Source organism: Bradyrhizobium sp. AUGA SZCCT0169, assembly GCF_018130085.1.
Lineage (GTDB): Bacteria > Pseudomonadota > Alphaproteobacteria > Rhizobiales > Xanthobacteraceae > Bradyrhizobium.
On the sequence record NZ_JAFCMC010000077.1, the window covers coordinates 1 to 1370 of the forward strand.

A 1370-nucleotide genomic window follows, 5' to 3' on the forward strand; every position below is an offset into this window, starting at 1 on the left:
TGCCAGCCGGTTCCCGGACCAGCCTGCGATTGTCTCCACCAATTTTGCGCCGCTGACGTACCGCGACCTTCAGCGCCAGCTGGACGTCGTCCGCCGGCAGCTTCGTTTGGCCGGGTTCGATTGCAAGGCCCGGATCGGGGTACTCATGCCGAACGGCGCGGAGGCGGCTCTCGCCATCGTGGCCGTGGCCTGCTGCAGCATCGCGGTTCCTCTCGATCCGCGACTGTCCGAGGCGGAATTCGATCAACGTCTCGACATGCTGCGCCTGAACGCTCTACTCGTGTCGCAAGGCAATGCCTCTGAAGCGCGTCAGGCGGCTGAGCGAAGAAGGATTGCCGTGATCGAAGCCGCTCCGATCGGACACGGTCAGCTTGGACTAAATATCGCCGTGCAGGTCTCTAGCTCCCCTGCGATCGACGCTGAGCCCGATCCGGGCTCGCCTGCCTTCATCCTGCAGACGTCGGGCACGACCGCGCAGCCAAAGCTCATTCCGTTCAGCCATGGCAATATGCTGGCGGCGGCCGCACGGCTTCAGGCCTGGTTCGGCCTCACGCCTGAGGACCGCTGCCTGAGCGTGTCGTCCCCTCACTACTCCCATGGGCTCAAAGTAACGGTCTTCACACCACTGCTGACCGGCGGCAGCATTGCCGTGCCGGCGAACTTTGCCGTCGTGGCGCTCGATGAATGGCTCGATGTCCTGCGGCCGACCTGGTACTCGGCGGGTCCCACGCTCCACACTGCCGTGCTCGACAAGGCAAAAAGCCTTGAGGATGCACAGGCGGCGCACACTCTGCGGTTCGTTGTATCGGGCGGCGCGCCACTCCCGAAGGAGGTGCAGAACGACCTGCAGCGCATTTTGGGCGTGCCGGTGCTGGAACATTATGGCTCCAGCGAAGCCGCGCAGATCGCCACCAACCTGCCGCCGCCTGGTCCGAACAGGCCAGGGACTTGCGGGCAACCGTGGCCTGATACCGTGGCCATTGTTGGTGAGGATGGACATGCCTTACCAGCTGGCGAGCGGGGCGAGGTCTGGGTTCGTGGCCCCACCGTAATCTCTAGCTATCTCGATGCGCCGGAACTCAATCAAGCTGCTTTCAAAGAGGGTTGGTTGCGCACGGGCGATATCGGCAGCCTCGACAAGGACGGCTTCCTTTCGCTGCACGGGCGCCTGAGCGAACTGATCAACCGCGGCGGTGAGAAGATCGCCCCTGCTGAGGTCGAATCCGCCCTACTACGCCATCCCGCCATAGCCGAGGCCGCTGGTTTCGCAATCCCCCATCCACGCCTTGGCGAGGACGTCGCAGCCGCCATCGTTCCCCATCCTGGTGCGCAGGCGACACCTGCGGAGCTTCGCCAGTTCCTGCAACGCG

At 64.2% G+C, this 1370-nt stretch carries 1 protein-coding gene; it reads left to right on the forward strand.

From position 1 onward, the window contains the following. A partial coding sequence (locus JQ609_RS34865; RefSeq protein WP_249128779.1) for an AMP-binding protein occupies positions 1–1370 on the forward strand: 1370 nt, incomplete at both ends.